This window comes from Psychrobacillus sp., assembly GCF_056205495.1.
Genome location: NZ_JBAEAP010000100.1, coordinates 1 through 5,111, shown reverse-complemented (window position 1 = coordinate 5,111; position 5,111 = coordinate 1). Strand labels below are relative to the sequence as shown.

The following is a 5,111-nucleotide window of genomic DNA, read 5'->3' as shown; positions in this document are numbered from 1 at the left end:
TACCCCGCTAAACCGGTAATGATTACTTTATTTTTTGGAAACTTGTCAATATAAGGACCAATAAAAAAACTCATAATAAGACCTGATAACGCAAGGGTGGAAAGTATAGCTCCAATTTGCATGCCCGTATATTCAAACTCATTCAATAAAAATAAAGTAAGATAGGGAATAACTAAAAATGTTCCAAATCTCGCTAAGAAAATGCTCACCAAAATGGTGGAGGTAACAACATTAAATTTTTTTCTCATTTCAACCCTGCTTCTCTCTATTTTTCGTATTCATATAAGCAAACTTGCTTGTCGCCCAAGATTATTTCTTTTGCTAGTCTCATACCTGTTTTCTCTGCTACCTTCCTAGATGCTAGGTTTCCCTTCTGAACAAGCGATATAAATCTATCTTCTCCTAGCTGGCCCAACCCTCTTTCTAACAAAGATCTTGCCGCTTCACTTGCATAACCGTTTCCCCAATGCTCTCTAGCAATCCAATAACCAACTTCTAGTTCTTCTCTTCCCTCTATCACCTGTGGGACAATTCCTGCATGCCCAATAGGTACTCCATCCGTTTTACGGACGAGTAGCTTTAATCCATACTCCTTGTTTAGCTCATAATGTTGGAATATCCATTGTAAGAAATTTTCGGATTCCTCCCGATTTCTTGGCTTTCCACTCCCTATAAACCTCATCATTTTCTCATCCGACAGCATCGAATATAGAAATTTAAAGTCATCCTCTGAATAAGAACGGAACATTAATCGTTCAGATGAAAACACTTCCCCCACCTCCAATATGTATAATTGCTAACTTAATATACACCTTCGCAATTTATGCTACAATCACTATTTCGGCAGAAGATAAATTTTTCTTAATAATTTGTTATTAAATAATAATTTCCCAGGTAATAAATTTTTCTATTGCGATAAAAAGGTAGATTGAGGTGCTGAAGACCCAATCTACCTTTCCGTTAACCTATTTTTTTTACTAAGTAATATTGTTTACTATCCTTCGCAGGAAAATCATCCACAATCCCAATTTCTTCGTAACCAAATTTTTTATAAAAATTCGGGGCTTGAAAGCTAAAGGTATCTAATTGTATAAGCTTACAGCTATTTTCTATCGCATATTCTTCTATCCTTGCTAGCAGCTCTTTACCGTGACCCTGCCCTCTCAATGAGTCATCCACCCATAGGAAGTCTATATGTAGGTGATACCAAAAAACTGTCCCTGTAATTCCTCCGAGAATTTTTTGATTTTCATTACGCAGTATGTAACTGATCTGTTGTTTCGGGTGCTTCACTTCTTCCGGAACATTAGCCATATTATGCTCGATAACCTTTTGTCGTATATAATCACTATCCGCCTGATTCCATTGCTTTAAAATTTCCATACCTACATCCCCCTCTCCACGTTCCTTGTTCCATTTTAACTCATATAAATTACCTAGTCTTTTTTTAAAATAAAACAACTCCTTAGAAATCAAATATTACATGATTTCACTGGAGCTATTTCATGAGCATCTGACTCTGCTGTGTAGCGGTCAGTATATAAACAAATATTTTTTTGTCTCTAATCTATATTCTATATCTTTAAACTCTTAGCATTCGCCCATACCTTCCCAATACGCCTAATCCTTATTTCTCCACGAAAAAACCCTCTCCCAAATTGGGAAAGGGTTGTAAATTCGATATTAACGTTTTGAGAACTGAGGTGCACGACGAGCGCCTTTAAGTCCTGGTTTTTTACGTTCTTTCATACGTGGGTCACGTGTTAAGAATCCTGCTGATTTTAAAGCTGGACGGAAATCAGGATCTACTGTAAGTAGTGCACGTGCAATACCGTGACGGATTGCTCCTGCTTGACCTGTGAATCCACCACCATTAACGTTTACATGAACATCGTAGCTACCTAAAGTTTGAGTAGTTACTAATGGTTGTTTAATGATTTCACGTAAAGTTTCGTATGGTACGTAATCTTCTACGTCACGTTTGTTGATAACGATTTTTCCTTCGCCTGGTACTAAACGTACGCGTGCTACTGAGCTTTTACGGCGACCAGTGCCGATATATTGAACTTGTGCCAAGTGTATGTCCTCCTCTTAATTATTATCCGCGAAGCTCAAATGCTTCTGGTTGTTGTGCTGCATGTGGATGTTCTGCTCCAGCGTAAACGTGAAGTTTTCCGAACATTTGACGACCTAAAGTGTTTTTAGGAAGCATTCCTTTGATCGCTAATTCGATCATTTTTGTTGGGTACTTAGTACGCATTTCTAAAGCAGTACGTTGTTTAAGTCCACCAGCAAATTGAGTATGACGGTAGTAAATTTTGTCGTTTAACTTGTTCCCAGTTAAATGAATTTTTTCTGCATTGATAATGATCACATGATCACCAGTGTCAACATTCGGTGTGAATGTTGGTTTGTTTTTTCCACGTAAAATAGCTGCTACTTCAGAAGCAAGACGACCAAGAGTTTGGCCTTCAGCGTCGATAACTAACCATTTACGTTCTACTTCGTGACCTTTAGCCATGAATGTTGTACGCATGTATTTTGTCCTCCTAATTCAATCATAATCGATCTATAATTTTCTATATCCTCATAACAATAAGTTTCGGGGCTTATATTGTGGGGCTAATGAAAATACCATACATCATCATAACCCGCCGTCGCTTAATAGTCAAGTATTTTTCCATAAACACCTGGAAAAGTTGCTATATCATGAATACTCTACTTTTTCTAGGTATAAACCGTGTGCTGGAGCGGTTTTCCCAGCATTTTTTCTATCACAAGATTGAAGAATTCCCGGTAGCTCGTCTACATTTTTTTTTCCTATTGCCACTTCCCATAAAGTACCTGCAATAATTCGGACCATATTATATAAAAAACCACTACCGTTAATCACCATATGCAGCTGATTAGATTCTTCTTTCCATTCAAAGTCTATCGATCGTACCGTTCGAATAAAATCTTTCACACTAGTTTTAGATGCACAGAAGCTTGAAAAATCATGCGTTCCTAAAAGGTGAACAGAAGCTTCCTTCATCAATTCTACGTTAGGCTTATATCTATCTACATGGACCGTATAGTTACGCTCAAAGGGACTTTGAATCTCCTCAAGCGACCATTTATAACGATACGTTTTACCCGCTGCATGGTATCTAGCATGAAAGTCGGCAGCCACTTCTTCTACGAAAAGTATTCGGATATCCTTTGGAAGTTGAACATTTAAAGCAGTTCTCCAGCTGTCCATAGATAAAGTAAAGGGACTATCAAAATGGATTACCTGCCCTGTAGCATGAACCCCAGCATCCGTTCGTCCACTTGCTACTACCTTTACTAGCTCTCCTTTATGGATTGTTTGTAGAACTCGTTCAAGCTCTAACTGTACGGTTCTTTTTCCCGGTTGGATTTGATAACCCGAAAATTGACTCCCGTCATAGCTTATTACAGCTCTTAAACGCATACGGTTACCTCCATTTACTGTCTAAAATAAACAAGGATAGCAGCCAGTAGGACAAGAACGACTAAAATTGACGTATCCTTCTTCCTCCACTCAAGCTTGCGATATCTTGTCCTTCCTTCTCCACCTTTATAGCCGCGAACCTCCATAGCTGTTGCTAAATCTTCTGCTCGCTTAAATGCACTCACAAATAGTGGAATGAGCAGCGGTACAATAGCATTCATGCGCTGCTTCATACTTCCCGACGTCATATCCGATCCTCTTGCCATCTGTGCTTTCATAATCTTGTCGGTTTCATCCATAAGAGTTGGGATGAACCTTAAAGAGATTGACATCATAAGCGCTAATTCATGCACTGGGAGCTTCCATTTCTTTAGGGGATTCAGAAGTATCTCTAAAGCATCTGTAATCGATATAGGGGTTGTAGTGAGTGTTAGAATGGACGTTAGTATAACAAGGACGAAGAAACGAATAGATATGAATATCCCTTGCTTCAAGCCTTCCTCATAAATCTTTATAAACTTCCATTCGAAAATAATAGCGCCCTCTCGGGTAAATATCATATGCAGCAGGAACGTAAAGATAATTAGAAAAACGACCGGCTTTAATCCATTGATTAAAAAGTATAATCGGATTTTGGACATACGAATGATTAAAAAAGTAAATAACACTAATATCCCATATGTAATCCAGTTATTTGCGATGAAAACTACGGCAATAAAAAGAAAAACAAAGATTAGTTTAGCTCGAGCATCTAAACGATGGATAAACGAATCTCCGGGAATATATCTTCCAAAAATCATTTTTTCTAACATTCATCCTCACACCCTTCCTTTAACAGGTGTGCCAATTCTTTTGCTAACACTTCCTCCGTTAAGCAGAGGTTCGGTAGCCTTCTACCCATCATTTGTTCTAGCTTCCGTTGAAACTTTACGGTTTGAGGTAGCTCTAGCTGGTAGTCCTTTAATTGAGTTTCATTTTCAAATATTTCTTCTGGAGTTCCTTGAACTATACATTTTCCTTTATGCATTATTGCTATTTGATCTGCATATCTAGCTGCATCCTCCATGCTGTGCGTCACGAGGATGGTCGTGAGCCCCGTCTCTTGATGGATTTGATAGAAGAGGTCCATAATCTCTTTCCGGCCTCTAGGATCAAGTCCTGCAGTAGGCTCGTCTAACACAAGGACATCTGGGTTCATCGCCAGAACTCCTGCAATAGCAACTCGTCTCATCTGGCCTCCTGATAGATCAAATGGAGATTTATCCATGACTTCATCTGGTAGACCTAATAGTCGAATTAGTTCGATGGCCCGTACTTTGGCTTCTGCCTCTGGTATTCCGTAATTCATCGGCCCAAACATAATATCTTTCAGAACAGTCTCATCGAATAATTGATGCTCTGGAAATTGAAAAACAATGCCTACCTTTTGTCTAACTGAGCGTAGATGCTTATTTTTCTTATCTGCCTTCACTTCTACATTTCCTATTTTAACTGTGCCATCTGTAGGCTTTAACAATGCATTCAAGTGCTGTAATACAGTTGATTTGCCCGACCCTGTATGCCCTATAATTGCTTGATAAGAGCCAGATGAAATATGCATGTTTACGCTAAACAGGGCTCTCTTTTCAAAGGGCGTATCTTTAGCATAAGCGTAGCT

The 5,111-nt window shown here is 38.7% G+C and carries 8 protein-coding genes; all 8 read right to left on the bottom strand.

Annotated elements, in window-relative coordinates; all coding sequences use genetic code 11:
• Positions 1 to 248 (bottom strand): MFS transporter (locus AC06OU_RS03090; RefSeq protein ID WP_475853902.1); only part of this gene is annotated, 248 nt, incomplete at its 3' end.
• Between the two features lie 17 nt (positions 249 to 265).
• Positions 266 to 769, bottom strand: a complete 504-nt coding sequence (locus tag AC06OU_RS03085) for a GNAT family N-acetyltransferase (protein ID WP_475853901.1) — start codon at positions 767 to 769, stop codon at positions 266 to 268.
• Between the two features lie 191 nt (positions 770 to 960).
• The gene (locus AC06OU_RS03080; protein ID WP_475853899.1) at positions 961 to 1,383 is read right to left on the bottom strand and encodes a GNAT family N-acetyltransferase; all 423 of its coding nucleotides are present in this window, start codon (positions 1,381 to 1,383) and stop codon (positions 961 to 963) included.
• A gap of 300 nt (positions 1,384 to 1,683) precedes the next feature.
• Positions 1,684 to 2,076 (bottom strand): 30S ribosomal protein S9, encoded by a 393-nt coding sequence (rpsI, locus tag AC06OU_RS03075; RefSeq protein WP_144512714.1) that lies wholly within the window; start codon positions 2,074 to 2,076, stop codon positions 1,684 to 1,686.
• Between the two features lie 22 nt (positions 2,077 to 2,098).
• Complete coding sequence (gene rplM / locus AC06OU_RS03070) at positions 2,099 to 2,536, bottom strand: 50S ribosomal protein L13 (protein ID WP_151112062.1); 438 nt, start codon at positions 2,534 to 2,536, stop codon at positions 2,099 to 2,101.
• Positions 2,537 to 2,707: 171 nt separating this feature from the next.
• On the bottom strand, positions 2,708 to 3,454 hold the full coding sequence (truA, locus tag AC06OU_RS03065) for a tRNA pseudouridine(38-40) synthase TruA (RefSeq protein WP_475853896.1): 747 nt from the start codon (positions 3,452 to 3,454) through the stop codon (positions 2,708 to 2,710).
• A gap of 14 nt (positions 3,455 to 3,468) precedes the next feature.
• Positions 3,469 to 4,266 (bottom strand): energy-coupling factor transporter transmembrane component T family protein, encoded by a 798-nt coding sequence (locus tag AC06OU_RS03060; RefSeq protein ID WP_169359345.1) that lies wholly within the window; start codon positions 4,264 to 4,266, stop codon positions 3,469 to 3,471.
• Positions 4,260 to 5,111, bottom strand: an 852-nt coding sequence (locus AC06OU_RS03055; RefSeq protein WP_475853894.1) for an energy-coupling factor ABC transporter ATP-binding protein, incomplete at its 5' end; no start/stop codon positions are given. The genes AC06OU_RS03060 and AC06OU_RS03055, both read right to left, overlap by 7 nt.

Excerpts from the sequence above, each read along its gene's own strand:
- AC06OU_RS03080 (WP_475853899.1), bottom strand. The coding sequence starts at position 1,383 with ATGGAAATTTTAAAGCAATGGAATCAGGCGGATAGTGATTATATACGA.
- rplM (WP_151112062.1), bottom strand. The coding sequence starts at position 2,536 with ATGCGTACAACATTCATGGCTAAAGGTCACGAAGTAGAACGTAAATGG.
- truA (WP_475853896.1), bottom strand. The coding sequence starts at position 3,454 with ATGCGTTTAAGAGCTGTAATAAGCTATGACGGGAGTCAATTTTCGGGT.
- AC06OU_RS03060 (WP_169359345.1), bottom strand. The coding sequence starts at position 4,266 with ATGTTAGAAAAAATGATTTTTGGAAGATATATTCCCGGAGATTCGTTT.